The organism is Variovorax multivorans, assembly GCF_051216835.1.
Taxonomy (GTDB): domain Bacteria; phylum Pseudomonadota; class Gammaproteobacteria; order Burkholderiales; family Burkholderiaceae_C; genus Variovorax.
Window position 1 is genome coordinate 16,932 of sequence record NZ_JBPJZL010000021.1, and the last position, 19,487, is coordinate 36,418.

The 19,487-nt window shown below is 64.3% G+C and carries 16 protein-coding genes; 7 read left to right on the forward strand and 9 right to left on the reverse strand.

Annotated elements, in window-relative coordinates:
* Positions 1–32 precede the first annotated feature (32 nt).
* From ACSFCA_RS33295 to ACSFCA_RS33310, 4 genes are all read right to left on the reverse strand, one after another.
* On the reverse strand, positions 33–1,724 hold the full coding sequence (locus ACSFCA_RS33295; protein WP_435462490.1) for an HAD-IIIA family hydrolase: 1,692 nt from the start codon (positions 1,722–1,724) through the stop codon (positions 33–35).
* Complete coding sequence (gene hldE / locus ACSFCA_RS33300) at positions 1,721–3,154, reverse strand: bifunctional D-glycero-beta-D-manno-heptose-7-phosphate kinase/D-glycero-beta-D-manno-heptose 1-phosphate adenylyltransferase HldE (RefSeq protein ID WP_435462491.1); 1,434 nt, start codon at positions 3,152–3,154, stop codon at positions 1,721–1,723. Before hldE ends, ACSFCA_RS33295 begins: the two co-directional genes overlap by 4 nt.
* 1 nt (position 3,155) lies before the next feature.
* Positions 3,156–4,130: an ADP-glyceromanno-heptose 6-epimerase gene (gene rfaD, locus ACSFCA_RS33305; protein ID WP_435462492.1), complete on the reverse strand. Its 975-nt coding sequence runs from the start codon at positions 4,128–4,130 to the stop codon at positions 3,156–3,158.
* A 73-nt stretch (positions 4,131–4,203) separates the two neighbouring features.
* On the reverse strand, positions 4,204–5,445 hold the full coding sequence (locus ACSFCA_RS33310; protein WP_435462493.1) for an FkbM family methyltransferase: 1,242 nt from the start codon (positions 5,443–5,445) through the stop codon (positions 4,204–4,206).
* A 139-nt stretch (positions 5,446–5,584) separates the two neighbouring features.
* Between ACSFCA_RS33310 and ACSFCA_RS33315 the strand changes: the two genes are divergently transcribed.
* Positions 5,585–7,840: a glycosyltransferase family 4 protein gene (locus ACSFCA_RS33315; protein WP_435462494.1), complete on the forward strand. Its 2,256-nt coding sequence runs from the start codon at positions 5,585–5,587 to the stop codon at positions 7,838–7,840.
* A 16-nt stretch (positions 7,841–7,856) separates the two neighbouring features.
* Here the strand turns inward: ACSFCA_RS33315 and ACSFCA_RS33320 are convergent, their stop codons facing one another.
* Genes ACSFCA_RS33320 through ACSFCA_RS33330 form a run of 3 tightly spaced genes read right to left on the reverse strand, consistent with a single transcriptional unit; the run spans position 7,857 to position 10,780 of the window.
* Positions 7,857–8,558: an ABC transporter ATP-binding protein gene (locus tag ACSFCA_RS33320; protein WP_093178336.1), complete on the reverse strand. Its 702-nt coding sequence runs from the start codon at positions 8,556–8,558 to the stop codon at positions 7,857–7,859.
* A gap of 3 nt (positions 8,559–8,561) precedes the next feature.
* Complete coding sequence (locus ACSFCA_RS33325; protein WP_435462495.1) at positions 8,562–9,365, reverse strand: ABC transporter permease; 804 nt, start codon at positions 9,363–9,365, stop codon at positions 8,562–8,564.
* Positions 9,362–10,780, reverse strand: a complete 1,419-nt coding sequence (locus ACSFCA_RS33330) for a mannose-1-phosphate guanylyltransferase/mannose-6-phosphate isomerase (protein ID WP_435462496.1) — start codon at positions 10,778–10,780, stop codon at positions 9,362–9,364. Before ACSFCA_RS33330 ends, ACSFCA_RS33325 begins: the two co-directional genes overlap by 4 nt.
* Positions 10,781–10,987: 207 nt before the next feature.
* On the opposite strand from ACSFCA_RS33330, the gene ACSFCA_RS33335 reads away from it, so the two are divergent.
* Positions 10,988–12,850 (forward strand): glycosyltransferase family 2 protein, encoded by a 1,863-nt coding sequence (locus ACSFCA_RS33335; RefSeq protein ID WP_435462497.1) that lies wholly within the window; start codon positions 10,988–10,990, stop codon positions 12,848–12,850.
* A complete protein-coding gene (locus ACSFCA_RS33340; protein WP_435462498.1) occupies positions 12,850–13,833 on the forward strand; it encodes a glycosyltransferase family 2 protein in 984 nt (327 codons plus the stop codon). The genes ACSFCA_RS33335 and ACSFCA_RS33340 overlap by 1 nt, the downstream gene beginning before the upstream one ends.
* Before the next feature lies 1 nt (position 13,834).
* Here the strand turns inward: ACSFCA_RS33340 and ACSFCA_RS33345 are convergent, their stop codons facing one another.
* A complete protein-coding gene (locus ACSFCA_RS33345; RefSeq protein WP_435462499.1) occupies positions 13,835–14,581 on the reverse strand; it encodes a glycosyltransferase in 747 nt (248 codons plus the stop codon).
* A 45-nt stretch (positions 14,582–14,626) separates the two neighbouring features.
* Here ACSFCA_RS33345 and ACSFCA_RS33350 point away from each other — a divergent pair, with 45 nt between their 5' ends.
* From ACSFCA_RS33350 to ACSFCA_RS33365, 4 genes are all read left to right on the forward strand, one after another.
* The gene (locus ACSFCA_RS33350; RefSeq protein ID WP_435462500.1) at positions 14,627–15,724 is read left to right on the forward strand and encodes a glycosyltransferase family 4 protein; all 1,098 of its coding nucleotides are present in this window, start codon (positions 14,627–14,629) and stop codon (positions 15,722–15,724) included.
* A gap of 56 nt (positions 15,725–15,780) precedes the next feature.
* Positions 15,781–16,674 carry an acetylglutamate kinase gene (gene argB / locus ACSFCA_RS33355; protein ID WP_258351341.1) on the forward strand — a complete coding sequence of 298 codons (894 nt, stop codon included), beginning with the start codon at positions 15,781–15,783 and terminating at the stop codon, positions 16,672–16,674.
* 65 nt (positions 16,675–16,739) lie between these two features.
* Positions 16,740–17,390, forward strand: a complete 651-nt coding sequence (gene slmA / locus ACSFCA_RS33360; RefSeq protein WP_093057280.1) for a nucleoid occlusion factor SlmA — start codon at positions 16,740–16,742, stop codon at positions 17,388–17,390.
* A gap of 133 nt (positions 17,391–17,523) precedes the next feature.
* Positions 17,524–18,411, forward strand: a complete 888-nt coding sequence (locus tag ACSFCA_RS33365; protein WP_435462501.1) for a DMT family transporter — start codon at positions 17,524–17,526, stop codon at positions 18,409–18,411.
* Between the two features lie 17 nt (positions 18,412–18,428).
* Here ACSFCA_RS33365 and ACSFCA_RS33370 read toward each other — a convergent pair whose 3' ends face one another.
* Positions 18,429–19,487, reverse strand: a complete 1,059-nt coding sequence (locus ACSFCA_RS33370; RefSeq protein WP_435462502.1) for a malate/lactate/ureidoglycolate dehydrogenase — start codon at positions 19,485–19,487, stop codon at positions 18,429–18,431.

Genomic DNA, 19,487 nt, shown 5'->3' on the forward strand with positions numbered 1-19,487 from the left:
TGATTTGGCGTGACAGATGAGAAGACCGAGAGCTAGACTTTTCCCAGTAGCGGTTGTGCGAATTCAAACAGGTCCCCACCTTTGAACAGATGGCCAGGAACGCCCGCGCGAGTGGCAGCGGTGACATCCGATTCGTTGTCGCCGATCAGCAGCGAGCGGTTGAGGTCGATGTTCAGGTCGAGTGCCGCACGAAGAACCATGCCTGGATTCGGCTTGCGATCGAAGTGATCTTCGTGTCGGTAGGCCGGATTCTTTGCTTCGTCGTGGAAAGGGCAGTGATACCAGGCATCGACATGAGCCCCCTTTTCCTGGAGGCGTGCAGCCATCCACTGATGCAGGGCCAGCACCTGGGCTTCGCTGGCATAGCCGCGGGCAATGCCTGACTGATTCGACACCACCACGACCTTGTAGCCCTGGGACTGGGCGAGCCGGATGGCGTCGCTCGCCCCTTCGATGAAGGTGATGTCTTCGGGTTTGCTCGGGTAGTGCGTGTCGATGTTGATCACGCCGTCCCGGTCAAGAAACAGCGCGGGCGCCTTTGCTGATGTCGAGGCGGGAGGATGCTGCAGGACGCGGCCGAACACACGCTCGCACTCCATGAGTGCAAAGACGAAGTGATAAAGGCTGCTAGCCGGAACATCGGCCGATAGCGTCTTTCCTTGGGCATCGATGCGGTCTCGCCAAAGACCGGAGGGCTCGATCGAAAGAAAGCCGCTATGCAAGGCTGCCAGCGCGCTGGCAGCCTTATCTCGCCACTTGTCCGCTTCCGCGGGTGTTGCTTCCGCTTCGGCGGCGCAAGCCTTCAGATATTCGCAGGTGCCCCAGGAGCGGCGGCTGCCGACCGGAGCGCCGCCAAGAATGCTGACGCGCTCTACGGCGAAGCCCTCGGCATCGATGCCCTCGCGCTCTGCGCGCGATAGCAGGACTCGAACGTCGTCGTCGACATTCACGTCGCTCAACACCGAGAAGCGGCGCAGCAGCCACACCCATTCAAAATGGTGGCCGGGTTCGTACCAGTTGTCCGCGATGCCTTCGGCGTTCCAGGCATCATCGTGTTGTTCGGGCAATGCGGCTTGCGCTCGCCAGAGCATCTGCGTGGAAAAGTTCGCGTGTAGTGCGTGCGCGCGTGTCAGGTCCTGTGGGCGTCCTGCGGATTCATAGAGTGCCAGGCAGGCCTCCAGCAAGTGCATCGTTGGGTTCTGCCGCAGAAAACCATCGGGCCTCGGCAGTGCATCGATGACACCTCCCTTGCTGGCGGCCAAAGGGCCTTCAAGGACCGCGAACACCTCGTCGGCCAGCGCGAGGTAAGAGGGATCGGGCTTCAGCCGGTAGAGCCAGGCGAGGGCGAAGAGGAGGAACGCCAGCGTGTACGAATCGCACTTGCAGTCATGGATCTCCCCGTCGGGACCGATGGAGAATGCCCAGCGATGCGGCAGGTCCTTGCGATAGAAGCGGCGTAACACCTGCTGCCAGGTGCGGTCGATCAAGGCACGGCTGTCGCGCATGCCGCGCAAACTCAAGTGCGCTAGCACGTACAACTGGCGGCACTGCACCATCAGGCGCCGTGGCAACGCTTCCAGCGGGCGGCCCGAGAAATCGAGTCTCTCGTGGAAGAGCCCGAACTTTTCGTCGTACCCGCTATCGACCCATAGTGAAAGTGCGTCGGTGCTCAGCCAGTTGCCGACACGCGCGCGCAGTTCCTCGAAATTTTCCACCTGCGTCACGACTTTCGGGTCTTGTTGATCTCATCGACGATCCGGGTCGTCGAATATCCGTCGTGAAAATCGAGCGCGACTACCTGTCCGCCTCGTGCCGTCACTTCGCTGTAACCGACGATGTCGGCCACGGGGTAGTCCCCGCCCTTCACGAGAATATCCGGCAGCACGTACTGGATGGTTTCCAACGGCGTCGGTGCATCGAACTCGACGATGTAATCAACAGACGCCAAGCCGGCCAGCACCTCTGCGCGGTGGGAAAAGTTGTTGATTGGGCGGCTCGGCCCTTTCAGCTTGCGGACCGATTCGTCGGAGTTCAGCCCGAGTACCAAGACGTCGCCCAGAGCGCGCGCCGCCTTAAGGAGTCGGACATGGCCTGGATGAAGGATGTCGAAACAACCGTTGGTGAAAACGATCCTCTTGCCCTGCAGCCTGGGGTTGATCAGGGCGATCTTGAGCTGGTCTTCGGTCAGCACCTTCGGGTGTTCGTGGCTGAAGTCGTTGGCTTCCGCATCGATCTCTTGCTCGCTGACGACATAGGTACCGGGGTGCGATACGGCAATGCCGGCCGCCACGTTCGCTCGGTGAACGGCATCCGAGATGGAGTGCTTGGCCGACAGTTCCGTGGCTAGCGCGGCCAGCACCGTGTCACCCGCGCCTGACACGTCGAAAACGTCACGTGCCCGAGTGGGAACGAAATCCGTGTGGCCGCCGGCGCTGACGATGACCATGCCTTTGGCACCACGCGTGATGACGAGGTGCTGCAACTGCAGCGCGTCGATCGCGGCGCTGGCCTTGGCCATCAACTCCTGGTCGGAGCCGTATGCGCCGAAGAGGCCGATGAATTCGCTGTTGTTCGGCTTCAGCAGGAAGGCCCCTCGATAGAACTCCGGAGTGACCCGTTTGGGGTCGACCAGTGTCGGTACGCCTTGCCTGGACGCGGCTTCGAGGAACTCAGGCAGCCGGTCCAGCGTGCCCTTGGCATAGTCGGAAAAAACCACCAGGTCGTAGCGGCTCACCTGGCGTTCGAACTCCTCCAGCAACCGTTGCTGTGTCTGGCCCGTGGGCCGCACGTCCCGGTCGACACGGGCTATTTGCTGCGAGCCGACCACCAGACGTGTCTTCTGGGTCGTGCCGGCCTGTGGGTCCTTCACGAACAGTGTGTTGACGTTGTAGCGCTGCAGGCAGGCATCGAGTTCCGCCGAGGCGTTGTCTTCACCGACAACAGCCAGCAGCGTCGCATCGCCGCCCATGGCTGAAATGTTGGCAGCTACGTTGGCGGCGCCACCAGGCCGGTTTTCTTCGTGCTTGGCGGCCAGCACCGGAACTGGCGCTTCCGGCGAGATACGCGACACCTCGCCGATCACGTAGCGATCGAGCATGATGTCGCCGACGACCAGGATGCGCGGCTTGGCGGGGGAGGAAGAAGGCTGCTGCATATCAGGCGAACTTGTCGGGCGTGTTGAGATAGCCTTGGACGTAGTCGGCCACGCCCTCTTCGAGGGAGTAGAAGCCTTCGTCATACCCTGCTGCGCGAAGCTTCTGCATGGCCGCTTGCGTGAAGTACTGGTACTTGCCGCGAAGGTTCTCGGGCATGGGCACGTACTGGATGTCCGGCTTGATGCCGCATGCCGTGCCCACAGCCTCGATGAGGTCGCGGAACGAGCGGGCTGAACCCGTGCCGAGGTTGTAGACGCCGTTCTGGCGCGCACCGGCCATGAACCACGACATGACCTTGCAGCAGTCCTTCACGTAGACGAAGTCGCGCAGTTGCTCGCCGTCCTTGAAGTCGGGGCGATGCGACTTGAAGAGGTGGATAGGCTCCTTGGCCATCACGCGGGAGTGGTTCTTCGCGACGATGCTCATCATGTCGGCCTTGTGATATTCGTTCGGGCCATACACGTTGAAGAACTTGAAGCCGGCCCAGCGGGGAGGGGCGACGCCCTTTTCCGCTTGTCCGAGCGCCCAGCGGTCGAACGCCTGCTTGGACCAGCCGTACAGGTTCAGCGGGCGAAGCGGAGCGATGTCGTGCGTGTCGTCGAACCCCTGATCACCGTCTCCGTAGGTTGCTGCCGACGACGCATAGAAGAAGGGCACTTGCCTGGCGGCGCACCAGTTCCAGAGATTCATCGAGAACTGGATGTTGTTGCTTACGACTTCGTCGCCATCCGTTGCGGTCGTCGACGAGATGGCGCCCAGGTGAAACACTGCCTCCACCGCGCCGCTGCTCTTCTCGAGAAAGGCCGGAAAATCCTGTGGAAAGACGAACTCGACGAAGCGGTGTTTGGCGATGTTCTTCCACTTCTCGCCGGTGCCGAGCCAGTCGACGATGACGATGTCGGTGTGGCCCAGTTGATTCAAATGGGCGACCAGATTCGATCCGATGAAGCCTGTCGCTCCAGTGACGATGATCATTTGCAGTACTCCGAGCGTTGGGCTTTGTGATGTGGGGTCGGGGGCAGCGCGGAAATCCGCGCACGTGGCGCTCTCATTCGCGTCCGTTGGCTGCCTTCAGTGCCAGGTACACGGCACGCGTGGCGGGCGACATCGCAGACAGGGTGTCGCCTGGCAGCAGGCCGCCTTGTGGTGCGATGGGCGGGGGCGCAAGCATGGTGCGCAGCCGCCGATGCAGGGGAGGAACGAACTTGAGGATGGCCAGCAGGCCGCTCTTGAGCGTCGGGTGCCGCATCACAACGAGGGCGCAGACGCGCAGTACCGATTTGATGCGGCGCTTGATACCGCTGGTCAAACGGCCCTCGCGAAACGCGGAAAGCAGCCGTCGGCACAGTGTGCCAACCGAGCGCATGGGCGCGGTGATTTGCCAGGACGAGCTGTGCAGGACGGCATCGAGCCGGAGTTGAGTCGCGCTGCGTTGCAATTCGGCCAGCCGCAGCGCGGCAGACGCGGTCTGCACGTCGCGCTGGGCCTGTGCCTCGATTTCGCGCAGCCTGCGTTGGGCTTGGGCCTGCGCCTCGGCCAGTGCTTCAAGGGCCTCGCTTCGCTGCACCCGAATGGTTTCGCCGAGCTTGTCCGTTTCGGCGCGATGGGCCTCCAGCAATCCTCTGCACAACTCTGAGTTGGCCAGTCCGCTGAGGCGCACGCCGTCGAACACATTGGGCGGCGAGGAAAAGGCCGCCCTCAACTCAGGATGTTCGGCCGCGAGATAGAAGCGATTGAGGCCGTCGAAATAGGCGAATTCGTAGCGTGCGGCCAGCAAGATGTCTTCTGCGCCCTGGTAACGGACTTCGGTCGACATCGGCACGGTTGCTTCGATGACGATGATCCAGGGCCGCAGCACTTCGCTGTCCCAGCCGCGCAGCACCGCCTCTTCGAGGCCCTCGACGTCGATCTTGAGCCAGTGCACCGGCTGCCCCGCGAGCGACGCGAAAGCGGTGCGCATCGGCAGCATCGGCGTCGCAACGGTGCGGTGCGCGAGGCCGTGCTGTGTGCGGTGGCTGTCCGCAAACTCCTTGACGCCGGTGCTCAGGCCGGTGTCCTCAAATACGTTGAGTTCGAGAATGCCTGCCTCGTCCGATAACGCCAGTTGCAACACCGTTTCATCGGGGCGATCGCGGCGCAGCATTTCCGCATAGCGAGGGACCGGCTCGACATGGATGCCGCGCCAGCCGTGTTCGTAGAACGCCTTGCTGACCGAGTCGACGACCGGGTCCTGGGCGCCCACGTCGATGTACTTTCCGGCCGGCACGTGCTTGAGCGCGCGCCAGAGCATGACGTCTTCGAAGTTCTGCGCGTATGAGATAAACGTCATGAAGTTGTTAGTAGGAAGTGCAAAGGGACCAGCCGGCAAAAACCGCGGACGTTCCTGGGAAACATGCACTCAGATAGGCGGATGTTTCGCATTTTACGAGGTGAAAGCGCCCATTCTTGGGCATGATCTCCTCGTCGGATACCCCACGATCCGGAAGAAATTACGTTTGCTAGTGAAAGTAAATAACAAAATGACAGGGTTCGATGCGTTGCGCCGAAACGCGCGAAGGGTTCCGAAGGCCGCGTTCTGGTTGATGACACCATGGCGCATGCCCGAGCGGCTTCGTTTTCTGCGGGAGCGCGCGGCCAGCCAAGAGAAGGCGCGGCTGCTGGACGGCCTGATCGAGAGGGAGCGCTCTCGTCTGGAGGCGCTGGCGCAGGGCAAGGTCGCGGCGGGCATGCCGGCGCTGCTGGACCTGTGCAGCGATGCTGCGCTGTCCGAGGCGGCGGGCACGCCGACGGCGTCGGTCGTCGGGTCCTCCGTCGATCCTGGGGCGGTAACCGACACATGGACGGCCGCGCGCTTCTGCATGTCCTTGTTGCGTGGCCGTAAGGACTTGTATGCGAGGTTTCCCTATGCTTTGTCGGAGACGGCTGACAAGAACGCCTTTCTGGTGTGGCTTCAAAGCGACGATGGCGCGCAAGACACAGGCCTGACGCCCGTTTCGCAGGCGCATGTCGCCGGACTTTTTTCCGGGGACTTCGCAGCGCGGGCGCGACAGGCGTTCATGGCCGAGCCGCGCATCCGGCAAGTACTGCCTCATGGGCTGACTCCGGCGGGCCGGCACAGCCTGCTCGGGTGGTTCATGCAGCATGTGTGGAGCGAGGCCGAGGCTCATTTGCGGCGTGAAGAGATCCTCTGGCTCTTCATGCAGGCGGCCGAGAACCCCCGCGCCGAGTTGGCTCGGGCCTATTTGTTCACGCCTGATTGGCAGCAGCAGTTTCCCGATGCGTTGACCGTTTTTGGCTGGTCCGCATTCGCCTCCTGGTTCGCACGTCATTACGGCGCCGACCCGCAGTGGGTCGGCGTGGACGCCGCCCCCGAGTGGTACGAGCCGGCGCTGCAGATTCGCCTGGGCTATGGCGCGCAGGCGGCGTGGCAGGCCAGGCATCCGCAGGCCCTTTCAGATCCCGGCCAGGCGCTCGCGTTGCTCGAATGGCTGGCCTCCGCAGAGGAGCCCGGCCTGAGCGCCGAGGCCCGTCGATGGTGCCAGGCGCTGGATGCCCGCGCGGTGGCGTCGGCGCTGCTCAAGCCGGGCGTGAACATCATCGGCCATTTCTGCTATCCGTCTGGCCTGCGCGTCTCCGTCGAGTCGATCGCGGAGGCACTTGGGCAGGTCGGCCTGGACACTTCGCTGCGCGACCTGCGAACGGACGCCAAGGACGATCCGCACCATGTCGATTTCGACGGCCTTGAGGTGCACGACGTCACGGTCATTCATACGCAGCCTGAACCCTTTTTCCCGGAGGCCTACGCCAGGGCCGACCTTGCAGAGCGCTCGCCCCGGACCTACAGGATCGCTTATTGGTACTGGGAGTTCGACTCGATCCCCGATGCCTGGGTCGAAAGCGCGAAACAGGTCGATGAGGTCTGGACGGCCACGGAATTCATCGCACGCGGCCTGCGCGAGCGCTTGTCCGTGCCGGTTCGTACCTTGTTTCCTGGGGTGCGGCTGACGCCTTTCGAGGTGCGCAAGCGCAGCGATTTCGGCCTGGACGAGGACCGCTACACCTTTCTGTTCACCTTCCACATGATGAGCGTCATGGAGCGCAAGAACCCGTTAGGGTTGATTCGCGCTTTCAGGGCCGCCTTTCGTGAGGACGAGAAGGTCTCGCTGGTCCTCAAGACCTCGTTCGGCGACCGGCATCCGGCGGAACTGCAGAAGCTGCGCGATGCCGCGGCTGGCGCGAACATCACGGTCATCGACCAGGTGTTCAGTCCTGATGAAGTGCTCTCGCTCATGAATGCTTGTGACGCATACGTGTCGCTCCACCGCAGCGAAGGCCTTGGCCTCACGATGGCGGAAGCCATGCTCATGGGCAAGCCCGTGATCGCCACCAACTTCTCGGGCAACGTCGACTTCATGGACGCTGACAACAGCTTGCTCGTGCCCTACGAACTTGTGAAGCTGGGCAAGCCGATTCCCCCTTACGACGCGAACCTCGAATGGGCCGAGCCGTCGGTCGAGCACGCCGCACGGCTCATGCGTCGCCTCTACGACGATCAGGTATGGGCGCGTGGCCTCGGCGCTCGTGCCAAGGCAAGCGCCGAAGCCAACCTCTCTCTGGAGGCCGCAGGGCGAAGGATCAAGGCACGTCTGGAAGAGATCGAGGTGCTGCGGCGCACAAGGCGCTGAGCTTGCGCGCCGAAAATTACTGCTCGACGATCCGACCGTGTTCGAGGTGGATCACTCGGTTGCATTCCTTGGCAATGAGTTCCGGCGAATGCGATGCGAGCACCAGGATGCCGGACTTCGAGACCACGTCCCGCATCCGCTTCTCGGCTTTTTCGGTGAATTCCGCGTCGCCCACCGAGAGCCATTCGTCCATGAGCAGGATGTCGGCTTCGACACTGGTGGAGATCGAGAACGCCAGGCGCATCATCATGCCGGTCGAGTAGGTGCGCACGGGCATGTTCACATACTCGCCCAGGCCGCTGAATTCGCAGATATCAGGCGTGAGGCGGTCGATTTCCTTCTTGCTCATGCCCATCACCAGGCCGCGCAGCATGATGTTCTCCACGCCCGTCGCGTCCATTTCGATGCCCAGCGAAGGGTCGATCAGGCTGGCTACCGAGCCTTGGCGCGCGAACTCTCCCGAAGACGGCTCATAGACTCCGGCCAGCGTGCGCAGCAATGTCGACTTGCCCGCGCCGTTATGGCCCACGAGGCCGAGCCGGTCACCGCTCTTGAGCTCGAGGTTGATGCCGCTGAGCGCCTGCACCACGGTCACGCCGGTTTCCTTGCCGAAGCGCCCACCGGTCACGGAGGCTGCAAGCGTCTTCTTGAGGGAGTTGGCGCCGGCACCGTAGATCGGAAAGTTGACGGCGACGTTTTTGAGTGAGATGAATGCCATGGATCAGAGCCAGTAGACGACGCGGCGGCGGTACTTCGAGAACAGAAGGATGGCAAGAGTCAGGCACAGCGCCGTCCAGACCAGGATGCCGATCCAGCTGTGGATATGTGCAACGCCACCCATCAGGGGCGTGCGAAGCAGGTCCAGCATCTGCGCGAATGGGTTCCACAGCACGTACTTGGCACGGCCGGGAAGGCTCTCGGGCAGCCAGAACACCGGCGTCAGGAACATCAGCATCTGCATCACACTGGTGACGATCTGCGTGACGTCGCGGTAGCGGGTGCAGATCAGCCCCAGCAATAGGCCCAGTGCATGCGCGTTGACGATCAGGATGGCGAAGGCCGGCAGCACGAGCAGCACCGACCAGGACAGCGAAATGCCGGCCCAGATCGCCACGGGAATGTAGAGCACGATCTGGTGTGCAAACTGGATCAGGTTGCGCGCCAGGCTTCGCCAGACGAACAGGCTGATCGGGAAGTAACCCTGCTTGAGGTAGTTCGACGACCCGACGAAGGCGTTGCAGGCATCGGTCACGATGCTGGAGAAAAAGCCCCAGAAGATGATGCCCAGTGCCAGGTGCGGGAAGAAGCGCGAGAGCTCGGTGCCGAACAGCGAGCTGTACAGCGGCCCCATGCCACCGATCATCACGCCCATGCTCAAGGTGAGCCACATCGGACCGAGCATGGAGCGGCGATAGCGCAGGACGATGTCGAACCAGGCGAGAGTCCACCAGATATCGGTGCGGCGGGTGCCTTGCCACCAGTCGGACAGGGCGCTTCGGTGAAGATTGGAATGGACTTGACTCATGTACGGCCGTAAGTGTCTGCGAGGCGGACGATGTCGTCTTCGCCCAGGTAGCCGCCGCACTGGACTTCGATGAGCACGAGCTCCTCGTCGCCAATATTGGTCAGACGGTGTTTTTCCTTCAGGGGAATGTAGCGATACTGGCCTGGAAGCGTCTCATGCTCGGTCTCTCCGATCTGCACGATGCCGCGGCCCTGCACGACTACCCAATGCTCTGCGCGCTGGTGATGGTATTGCAAGGACAGCGCTTCGCCGGGTCTCACGGTGATGCGCTTGACCTTGTAGCCTTCTTCTTCCTTGAGCGAGGCGTATGTGCCCCAGGGACGGTGGACCACCGGCGGCAGGTGCACCGTGTCGTGCTTGCGGGCCTTGAGCACGTCGACGACCTTCTTCACCTTTTGTGCGCTGTCCTTGTGCAGGACCAGCAGCGCGTCGGGCGTGTCGACGATCACGAGGTCGTGAACGCCGATGGTGGCAACGACCTTCGGGCCATAGCTCTCGACCTGCACGTGGGTGCCTGTCGTGTCGAGGGCCACTACATCGTCCGGAAGTGTGTTGCCGCTGGCATCGGGCGTCAGCGCGTTGGATACTGCGGGCCACGAACCCACGTCGCTCCAGCTGAACTTGGCGGGCACTACATGGACATTCGAGGCGTGCTCCAGCACCGCGTAATCGATGCTGATGTCTGGTTGCAAGCCGAAAGCATGCAGATCGAAGTTGACGGATGCGCCGGAAATCTTGGCGGTTTCGAGCGCACGCCTTGCTGCTCTGATCACGTCCGGGGCGTGCTTCTCGAGCGCCGCGATGATGGTGTCGGCAGTGAACGCGAACATGCCACTGTTCCAGTAGTAGCGGCCGGTGGCCAGGTACTTTTGTGCCGTTTCGAGGTCGGGCTTCTCGACGAAGCGCTTGACGCTCTGGCTCTCGCGCGAAACGTGCTCGACTTCGATGTAGCCGAAGCCGGTGTCGGGGCTCGTTGGGCTCACGCCGAACACAACGAGGTTGCCCTCCTGCGCCAGGCGGAAGGCTTCCGTCGCGCTGGCCACGAAAGCATGCACGTCCGGCACCAGGTGGTCTGCGGAAAGGACGAGCATCACTGTGTCGCCACTGAACTGGCGCGCACATTGAAGCGCTGCAAGCGCGATGGCCGGACCGGTGTTGCGTCCCCTGGGTTCAAGGAGAAACGTCGTGGTCGGCGGGTCGCTCATTTGCCCGAGCACGTCTTTCGTGAGGAACAGATGGTCTTTGTTGGTGACGATCATCAGGTCGCCGGTGCCGCAAGCCTGGCCCCGCTCGATGGCTTGTTGGAGCAGCGTGGAGTCGCCAATCTTCATGAACGGCTTGGGAAAGGCTTGGCGCGAAGCAGGCCAGAGCCTGGAGCCGGCGCCTCCCGAGAGCACCACTGAGAGCAGCCTCATTCTTTTCCTTTTGCTTTGTAACCCGCCAATTTTACGGGCAGCCCTCCGGAGACTGGTTCGGGGTGAAACGGCTGTCGTCGGCCATCGTGATAGATGGTTGCGAAGATAATCCCCTCCCGCGCGGCCGGTGACGCATCGTTTCGGCGCCGCTTTTTCCGGCATTTCTCCCACAAGCTCCGCCTCATCCGCCTCGCGGGTGCGCAATCTATGAAATCTGTCTATCGATTCATCCTCGGCCTGGCCGGACTCTGGCAAGGCCCCGGAATGATGGGGCGCGTGCAGCGGGCATGGCGAATGTTCAAGAGGTCGGGCTGGGCGGGCATTCGCTGGGAACTGGGCAGGCGATTCGGCGGCTACAACGACTATACGAAGTGGGTGCAGCGTTATGACACCCTTACTCCCGAATTGCGCGACAAGATCGCCCAGCGCCTGGCCGCCATGAAAGACCGGCCGCTGATCTCGGTCGTGATGCCCACCTACAACCCCAACCCCGCGTGGCTGCGCGAGGCTATCGAGTCGGTGCGAAGCCAGATCTATCCGAACTGGGAGCTTTGCATCGCCGACGACGCATCGCCTTCGGCCGAGGTGCGCGAGATCCTCAAGTCGTACAGCGTGAGCGACCCGCGCATCAAGGTGGTATTTCGCCCGAAAAACGGTCACATCTCGGCCGCTTCCAACAGTGCGCTGGAACTGGTCTCGGGCTCCTGGGTTGCGCTCATGGACCACGACGATCTGCTGCCGGCCCATGCGCTTTTCTGGGTGGCCGATTGCATCGCGGCCCATCCTGACGTGAAGCTGATCTACTCGGACGAAGACAAGGTCGACGAGGGGGGGCACCGTTTCGGGCCCTACTTCAAGTCCGACTGGAACGTCGATCTCTTCCGCTCGCAGAACATGTTCAGCCATCTGGGCGTGCTTTCGACCGAACTGATGCGTTCAGTCGAAGGCTTCCGCGTCGGCATGGAAGGCTCGCAAGACTGGGACCTGGTGCTGCGCTGCATGGAGCGGATACAGCCCAGCCAGATCCAGCACATTCCGCGCGTGCTGTACCACTGGCGCGTGCACGTGGAGAGCACGGCCCGTTCGATGAGCGCCAAGCCCTATGCGGCCATCGCAGGCGAGCGCGCGCTGAACGAGCATTTCATGCGCACCGGCGTGCGCGCCACCGCCGAACACCTCGACTTCGGGTACCGCGTGCATTACGCCTTGCCCGATGTCTTACCGTTGGTTTCCGTGATCATCCCGACGCGCAATGCCTTGCGGCTGACTCGGCAATGCGTCGAATCGATCCTGGAGAAAACCAGCTATTCGAACTACGAAATCATCATCGTCGACAACGGCTCCGACGATCCGGACACGCTGGCCTGGTTCAAGCGCATTGCCGCGGAGAAGCCGAATGTCCGCGTGCTCCGCGACGACCGCGATTTCAACTACGCGGCGCTGAACAACGGGGCGGTTGCCTCGGCCAACGGTGAACTGGTGGCGCTGGTCAACAACGACATCGAAGTCATCACGCCGGACTGGCTGAGCGAGATGGTGAGCCTTGCGCTGCAGCCGGGTGTCGGCGCCGTGGGGGCGCGGCTGTGGTTCCCCAACAAGACTCTGCAGCATGCCGGCGTGATCCTGGGCGTGGGGGGCATCGCCGCGCATTCGCACCGCCGCATGCCGATGGGTCGAGAAGGCTACGCGGGCCGCGCGGCACTGATCCAGACGCTCTCCGCGGTCACCGCGGCCTGCCTCGTGATCCAGAAGTGCCACTACCTCGTAGCCGGCGGCCTTGACGAAGTGCACCTGAAGGAATCCTTCAACGACATCGACTTCTGCCTCCGGCTGCGCGAAGCGGGCCTGCGCAACGTCTGGACGCCCTACGCGGAACTGTTCCACTACGAGTCCGCCACCCGCGCCAAGGATGTCTCGCCGCAGAAGCAGGCGCAGTTCCAGGAAGAAGCTGCCTACATGCACCAACGCTGGGGCGCCCTCATCCAGAACGACCCCGCCTACAGCCCCAACCTCATGCTGGCCCGCGAAGACTTCAGCTACGCCTGGCCGCCCCGCCTGCCTCCGGTCTGATGGCCCTCGACGTTTCCGTCGCGCTCTGCACTCGCAATGGCGCGCGCTATCTCCCCGAGCAGGTCAGAAGCATCTGCGCGCAGACGCCGTTGCCGCGGGAGATCGTGCTGTCCGACGACGGCTCCACCGACAACACCCTGGCGGTTGTGCGCGACACCCTCGCGCAGTGCGGCGTGGCGGACCAGGTCGCGCTGCGCGTGTTCAGCAACACGCCTCCACTGGGCGTCACGCGCAATTTCGAGCAGGCCGCGCGTGCCTGCAGCCATGACCTCATCGCACTGTGCGACCAGGATGACGTCTGGCACCCGGGTCGGCTCGCGCGCATGGTGGCGCAGTTCGAGGCGCGGCCCGACTTGCTGCTGCTACACACCGACGCGCGCCTTGTCGATGCCGAACTCAAGCCCCTGGGCTCCACGCTCTTCCACGCGCTCGAAGTGCAGCCCGCCGAACTGGCAGCCATCGCTAGCGGTGAGGCCTTCGGAGTCCTGCTGCGACGCAACCTCGTGACGGGTGCCACCACGATGTTCCGCAAGATCTTGCTCGACACGGCGCTGCCGTTCGCGCCGGAGTGGGTGCACGACGAGTGGCTGGCGGCCGTGGCGGCAGCCATCGGCCGCATGGACGTGCTGCCCGAGCCGACCATCGACTACCGCCAGCACGCCAGCAACCAGATCGGCGCACGGCGGCTCTCGCTGTCCGAGAAGATGGCCAAGGCCTTTGCCGAGCGCGGCGACAAGCACGTGGCGCGGCTGTGCAGGGCCGAAGCGCTGCTGCAGCGCCTGCAGCAACTCGGCGCCCAGGTGCCGGTCAGCTACCTGGAGGCACAGCGCGCCAAGGTGGCGCACCAGCGGTTCCGGGCCGAGCTTCCGGCGGCGCGGCCGCTGCGCCTGCTGCCGATCCTCGTCGAGGCGGCGCGTGGCCGCTATGCGCGGTTCGGCCGCGGCGGGCACGCCATCGCGCAGGACTTGCTCGAACGCGGCTGAGTCAGCTGCGAAGCCGCCGGTACCGCCAGAACGACCCCGACAGCCACACCTTCAGCAGGCTGGTCACGTGCCAGTACAGGTATTTCTTGCTCCGGTGGCTTTCTCGTTGCGCGTCGTGCCGGGCGACCAGGTCTTCGCCGACCTGCAGCTTCCAGCCCGCGAGCCGGGTGCGTGCGCAGATATCGAAGTCTTCGCCGTACATGAAGAATTTCTCGTCGAAGCCGCCGAGCTGCCGGTAGACCTCGCTGCGAAACAGCATGAACAGCCCCGGAATCCACGCCGGCACCGTCGGCCGCACATAGTCGGGCTTCTTTCTTCCTACGATTTCAAGTGGCGTGAGCATCGCCCGGTGCGGTTCCGGCTCGGCCTTGCCGGGCTCCAGGATGCGCGGCGTGAGCAGCCCGGCGTCGGCCGCGGCCTGCGCGAGCAGCGGCGTCAGCACGTCGCTGTCGAAGCGGATGTCCGGGTTGAGCACCAGGAACCACGGCGTGCCGCAGCGTTCGAAGGCCTGGTTGTGATTGGCACCGAAGCCCTTGGGGCTCGCGTTCTCGATCCGCTCTACCTCGAAGCCCCAGTTGCGGCCAGCGAGCACATCGGGCTCGGGAATGTTCAATGTGAGCAAAACCTTGTCGATGACTTCGCGGCTGTGCCGGTCCAGTTGCTCGAGCAGCGGCAGCACCAGCGCGAGCTGGCCGTGGCTCACGATTGAAATGGTGATCGGGGGGCGGGGGGAGGGGGGCGTGGGCATGGTCTAATTTCGCTCGGGAATTCTAGGGTTCCCCAACCCCCACACATGATTGCTCTGATCGTCATCAGTTTCTTCGTCGCTGCCTTCTCGGTCCAGCTGTTCATGCGCCGCGCGCGCAGGCATGCCCGCCTCTACGGCGCCGACATGCCCCAGCGCTTTCACAAAGGCCATGTGCCGCGCCTGGGCGGTGCGGGCATCCTGGTGGGCATGGGAGTGGCCTGGCTGGCGGCCGGCATCACCGGCACCGATCCGTTCAATGTGTCGTGGCCGGTCAAGACCTCGATGCTCACGCTGCTGTGCATCTTGCCGGCCGTGGTGGGGGGCATCGTCGAAGACGTCACCCAGAACGTGAAGGTGCGCTACCGGCTGGGGCTCACCATCGGCTCGGCGCTGCTTGTGTGCTGGCTGCTGGGGCTGGGCGTGGCGCGCACCGGCTTCGAGACGGTCGACGGCTGGCTGGCGATGATTCCCTATGCCACCGTGCTGTTCGCAGCCCTGGCCATCGGCGGCCTGCCGCATGCATTCAACATCATCGACGGCTACAACGGGCTCGCGGGCACGGTTGCCGTGCTGGTCTGCCTAGCCATTTCCCACGTGGCGCTGCAGGTGGGCGACCGGCAACTGGCGGCCATGGTGATCTGCCTGGTCGGCGCCACCTTCGGCTTCCTGGTCTGGAACTACCCGCGCGGCAAGATCTTCGCCGGCGACGGCGGGGCCTACGTCTGGGGCATGGTGATCGCCGTGGCCTGCGTGACGCTGGTGCAGCGGCACCGCGTGGTGTCGCCCTGGTTCCCGATGCTGCTGTTGATCTATCCGGTGTGGGAAACGCTGTTCTCCATCTACCGCAAGCTGGCGCGCGGCCAGTCGCCCGGCACGGCCGATGCGCTGCATTTCCACCAGCTGATCTTCCGCCGCATCGTGCGCGTGGCTTTCGCGGACGACGAGGCCCGGCAACTGCTGGCGCGCAACAACCGCACCTCGCCGTACCTCTGGATGTTTGCCGCGCTGTCGGTGGTGCCGGCCGTGCTGTTCTGGAACAACACGATCGTGCTGATGTTCTTCTGCCTGCTGTTCGTCACCACCTATGTGGGGGCGTACCTGATGATCGTGCGCTTCAAGGTGCCCCGCTGGTTGCGCCCCTGACGACATCTTTCTTTGCGAGAATTTCCCCTGTCCTTCGCTTTGGAGCCTGACCGCCCATGACCGACCCCGTCCTCAACATCCCCCCGCGCGACAAGGCCGAGATCCTGGCCCAGGCGTTGCCGTACATCCGCAAGTTCCACGGCAAGACCATCGTCATCAAGTACGGCGGCAATGCCATGACCGATCCGGCGCTGCAGGCCGACTTTGCCGAAGACGTGGTGCTGCTCAAGCTGGTTGGCATGAACCCGGTGGTGGTGCACGGCGGCGGTCCGCAGATCGAGGCGGCGCTCAATCGCCTGGGCAAAAAGGGCAGTTTCATCCAGGGCATGCGCGTTACCGACGCCGAGACCATGGAAGTCGTCGAATGGGTGCTGGCCGGCGAGGTGCAGCAGGACATCGTGGGCCTGATCAACCAGGCCGGTGGCAAGGCGGTGGGCCTCACGGGGCGCGACGGCGGCCTGATCCGCGCGCAGAAGCTCAAGCTGGCCGACCGCGCCGATCCCAACGTGCACCATGACGTGGGCCAGGTCGGCGACATCGTCTCCATCGACCCCAGCGTGGTGAAGGCGCTGCAGGACGACGCCTTCATCCCCGTCGTAAGCCCCATCGGCTTCGGCGAGGACAACGAAAGCTACAACATCAACGCCGACGTCGTGGCTGGCAAGCTGGCCACCGTGCTCAAGGCCGAGAAGCTCATGCTCCTGACCAACACGCCCGGCGTGCTCGACAAGAACGGCAAGCTGCTCACCAACCTGAGCGCGCGAGAAATCGACGACCTGTTCGCCGACGGCACCATCTCAGGCGGCATGCTGCCCAAGATCGAAGGCGCGCTCGACGCGGCCAAGAGCGGCGTGAATGCGGTGCACATCATCGACGGCCGGGTGCCGCACGCGATGCTGCTGGAGATCCTGACCGACCAGGCCTACGGGACGATGATCCGCGCCCGCTGAACGGGTGGGCGCGTGCTCACTGCGCTGTGCGAGAATCAATTGATTACATCTTTGCACGCGCTCCCATGCAGAACGAAGAGACGACCAGTGCTTCCGGCGTAGAGACCCCCGCGGACACGCTCACTCCCCCGGCGCGCAAGCGCCCGAAGCCGGGTGAGCGGCGCGTGCAGATCCTGCAGGCGCTCGCCGCCATGCTCGAGCAGCCCGGTGCCGAGCGGGTTACCACCGCCGCGCTGGCCGCCCGGCTCGAAGTGAGCGAAGCCGCGCTCTATCGCCACTTCGCCAGCAAGGCCCAGATGTTCGAGGGCCTGATCGACTTCATCGAGCAGAGCGTCTTCACGCTGGTCAACCAGATCCTCGAGCGCGAGGGCGCCACCGGTGCCCAGCAGGCCGCCAAGATCCTCACGCTGCTGGTCCAGTTCGCCGAGCGCAACCCAGGCATGACCCGCGTCATGGTGGGCGACGCGCTGGTCTACGAAAACGAACGCCTGCAGCAGCGTATGAACCAGTTCTTCGACAAGATCGAAGCCACGCTGCGCCAGGTGCTGCGTGGGGCCGCCGCGGCCGACGGCTCGGCCACGCCCAGCGTCGACGCCCAGGTGCGCGCAGCGGCGCTCACGGCCTTCGTCGTGGGTCAGCTGCAGCGCTTTGCGCGCTCGGGTTTCCGCCGCGCGCCTTCCGAACACCTCGAAGCCACGATCGCCTTGATCGTTTGATTCGTCCTCGCCCCTTCCGGGGGGGCGTCGACCGGCTCGCCTTGAGTCTTCGAGCGGGGTAGCATCAACTCGCCCCTTGCCGCCGGGCCTCGGTGGCAAGCCAATGTTTGCGCAGTTCCTCGACGGAGGGCGCATGCCCGATGACGCGCGCGACACCCGGCAGCCCACGCTGCAGACGATCCTCCTCACGGCGGTGGCCATGCTCGCGTTCGCGGCCAATTCGCTGCTGTGCCGGCTCGCGCTGCAGCACAAAGGCATTGATGCAGCGAGCTTCGGCAGCGTCAGGCTCGTGGCGGGAGCGCTCATGCTGGGGCTCATCGTGCGCTTCAGGGCGCAGCCGCCGGCCACGTCCGTCCGCGTCGACTGGCTGGCCGCCGTCATGCTGTTCGGCTATGTCGCGTTCTTTTCCTTCGCCTACCTCAGCCTGCCCGCAGGCACGGGCGCGCTGATCCTGTTCAGCGCGGTCCAGCTGACGATGTTCGGCGTGGGCTTGCGCTCCGGCGGCGAGCGCTTCGGGGCTCTCGCGTGGTTCGGCTTCGTCCTGGCGGCGAGCGGACTCGTCTACCTGGTGTCTCCTGGCATCGCCGCGCCGCCGCTTCTCGGCGCCGTGCTGATGGCGATCGCGGGTGTGGCGTGGGGGGTGTATTCCTTGCGCGGCCGTGGCGTGGCCGACCCGCTGGCGGCCACAGCGCGCAACTTCACGCGAGCCGTGCCGCTAGCCTTGGCGTTGAGCCTGGTGTTCGCGGCCAGCGCTCGCGTGGACGCGACCGGCCTTGTGCTTGCCGTGGTTTCCGGCGCGTTGACTTCGGGCCTCGGCTATGTGGTCTGGTATGCGGCGCTGAGCCGCCTTTCGGCCATGCGCGCGGCCACCGTGCAGCTGTCGGTGCCGCTCCTGGCTGCGTTCGGCGGCGTGCTGTTCCTGTCGGAGGCGATCACGCCGCGGCTGGCGGCTGCTTCGGTGGCAATTCTGGGAGGCATCGCGCTGGTGCTGAGCCAGAAGTCGCGAAGTGCCCGCCGATAGCTATCAGCGCCAAAGCCCTACGCGACGGCCACGCCTACCTTGGCTCCCGCCGCGACGATTTCTCCCCACGTCGCGTCGTCCACCCAGATCCCGTCCTTGCGTCGCGCCGCGCGCGCCTTGCGCTCCGGTTCGCCGGCAATCTGCACTTCGTCAAAACCTTGCCCCGGTGGGCTCTGCCGCAGCCAGTCGACGAACTCCCGCGTCTCTTCATCGAAGGACTTCTGCGTGCCCAGCCGCGCCGGGTCGATCAGCACAGTCAGCATGCCGTTCAACACCGTGCGCGCCGTGTCCGCCGGCCGGTGCCACGTGCCGCCGCCAGTGAGCGCACCGCCGAGCAGTTCGCACGCCACCGCCATCCCGTAGCCCTTGTGCTCGCCGAAAGTCATGAGCGCGCCGAAGAGCCCGTTGCCCTGCGGCACCACCACCACGCCCGGGTCGTTGGTCGGCGCGCCGTTCTCGTCGATGAGGTAGCCGTCGGGCACGCGCTCGCCCTTGTTGTGCGCCACGCGCATCTTTCCCTGTGCCACGCGGCTGGTTGCGTAGTCGAGCACGAAGGGTTCGGCGCCAGCCAGTGGAATGCCGATGCAGCACGGGTTGGTGCCAAAGCGCCCGTCGCCGCCGCCCCAGGGCGCGACCACCGGCCGCGACAGCACGTTGACGAAGTGCATGGCCACCAGCCCCTGCGCCGTGGCCATCTCCGCGAAGTGCCCGATGCGCCCCAGGTGGTGCGCGTGCGAGAGCGTGAAGATGCAGCTGCCGTGCTGCTTCGCCCGCGCAATGCCGAGCTCCATCGCCTGCACGCCGACGATCTGCCCATAGCCGTGCTGGCCGTCGAGCCCCATCAGCGTGCCGATGTCGAGGTTGACGCGCACCGCGGCATTCGGCTTCAGCCCGCCCTCGGCCACTGCATCGACGTAGCGCGGCAACATGCCCACGCCGTGCGAATCATGGCCGCTCAGGTTCGCCAGCACGAGGTTGGCAGCCACCTGTTGCGCTTCGGCCGGCGAACTGCCCGCGGCCTCGAGGATGCGGGCAACGGTGGCTTGCAGGCCGTTGGCCTCCAGTGTTCTGGACAT

Coding starts and splice junctions, on each gene's coding strand:
- hldE (WP_435462491.1), bottom strand. CDS start 3,154: ATGCAGCAGCCTTCTTCCTCCCCCGCCAAGCCGCGCATCCTGGTCGTC.
- rfaD (WP_435462492.1), bottom strand. CDS start 4,130: ATGATCATCGTCACTGGAGCGACAGGCTTCATCGGATCGAATCTGGTC.
- ACSFCA_RS33310 (WP_435462493.1), bottom strand. CDS start 5,445: ATGCTCTGGCGCGCGCTCAAGCACGTGCCGGCCGGAAAGTACATCGAC.
- ACSFCA_RS33320 (WP_093178336.1), bottom strand. CDS start 8,558: ATGGCATTCATCTCACTCAAAAACGTCGCCGTCAACTTTCCGATCTAC.
- ACSFCA_RS33325 (WP_435462495.1), bottom strand. CDS start 9,365: ATGAGTCAAGTCCATTCCAATCTTCACCGAAGCGCCCTGTCCGACTGG.
- ACSFCA_RS33330 (WP_435462496.1), bottom strand. CDS start 10,780: ATGAGGCTGCTCTCAGTGGTGCTCTCGGGAGGCGCCGGCTCCAGGCTC.
- ACSFCA_RS33335 (WP_435462497.1), top strand. CDS start 10,988: ATGAAATCTGTCTATCGATTCATCCTCGGCCTGGCCGGACTCTGGCAA.
- ACSFCA_RS33340 (WP_435462498.1), top strand. CDS start 12,850: ATGGCCCTCGACGTTTCCGTCGCGCTCTGCACTCGCAATGGCGCGCGC.
- ACSFCA_RS33345 (WP_435462499.1), bottom strand. CDS start 14,581: ATGCCCACGCCCCCCTCCCCCCGCCCCCCGATCACCATTTCAATCGTG.
- ACSFCA_RS33350 (WP_435462500.1), top strand. CDS start 14,627: ATGATTGCTCTGATCGTCATCAGTTTCTTCGTCGCTGCCTTCTCGGTC.
- argB (WP_258351341.1), top strand. CDS start 15,781: ATGACCGACCCCGTCCTCAACATCCCCCCGCGCGACAAGGCCGAGATC.
- slmA (WP_093057280.1), top strand. CDS start 16,740: ATGCAGAACGAAGAGACGACCAGTGCTTCCGGCGTAGAGACCCCCGCG.
- ACSFCA_RS33365 (WP_435462501.1), top strand. CDS start 17,524: ATGCCCGATGACGCGCGCGACACCCGGCAGCCCACGCTGCAGACGATC.
- ACSFCA_RS33370 (WP_435462502.1), bottom strand. CDS start 19,487: ATGTCCAGAACACTGGAGGCCAACGGCCTGCAAGCCACCGTTGCCCGC.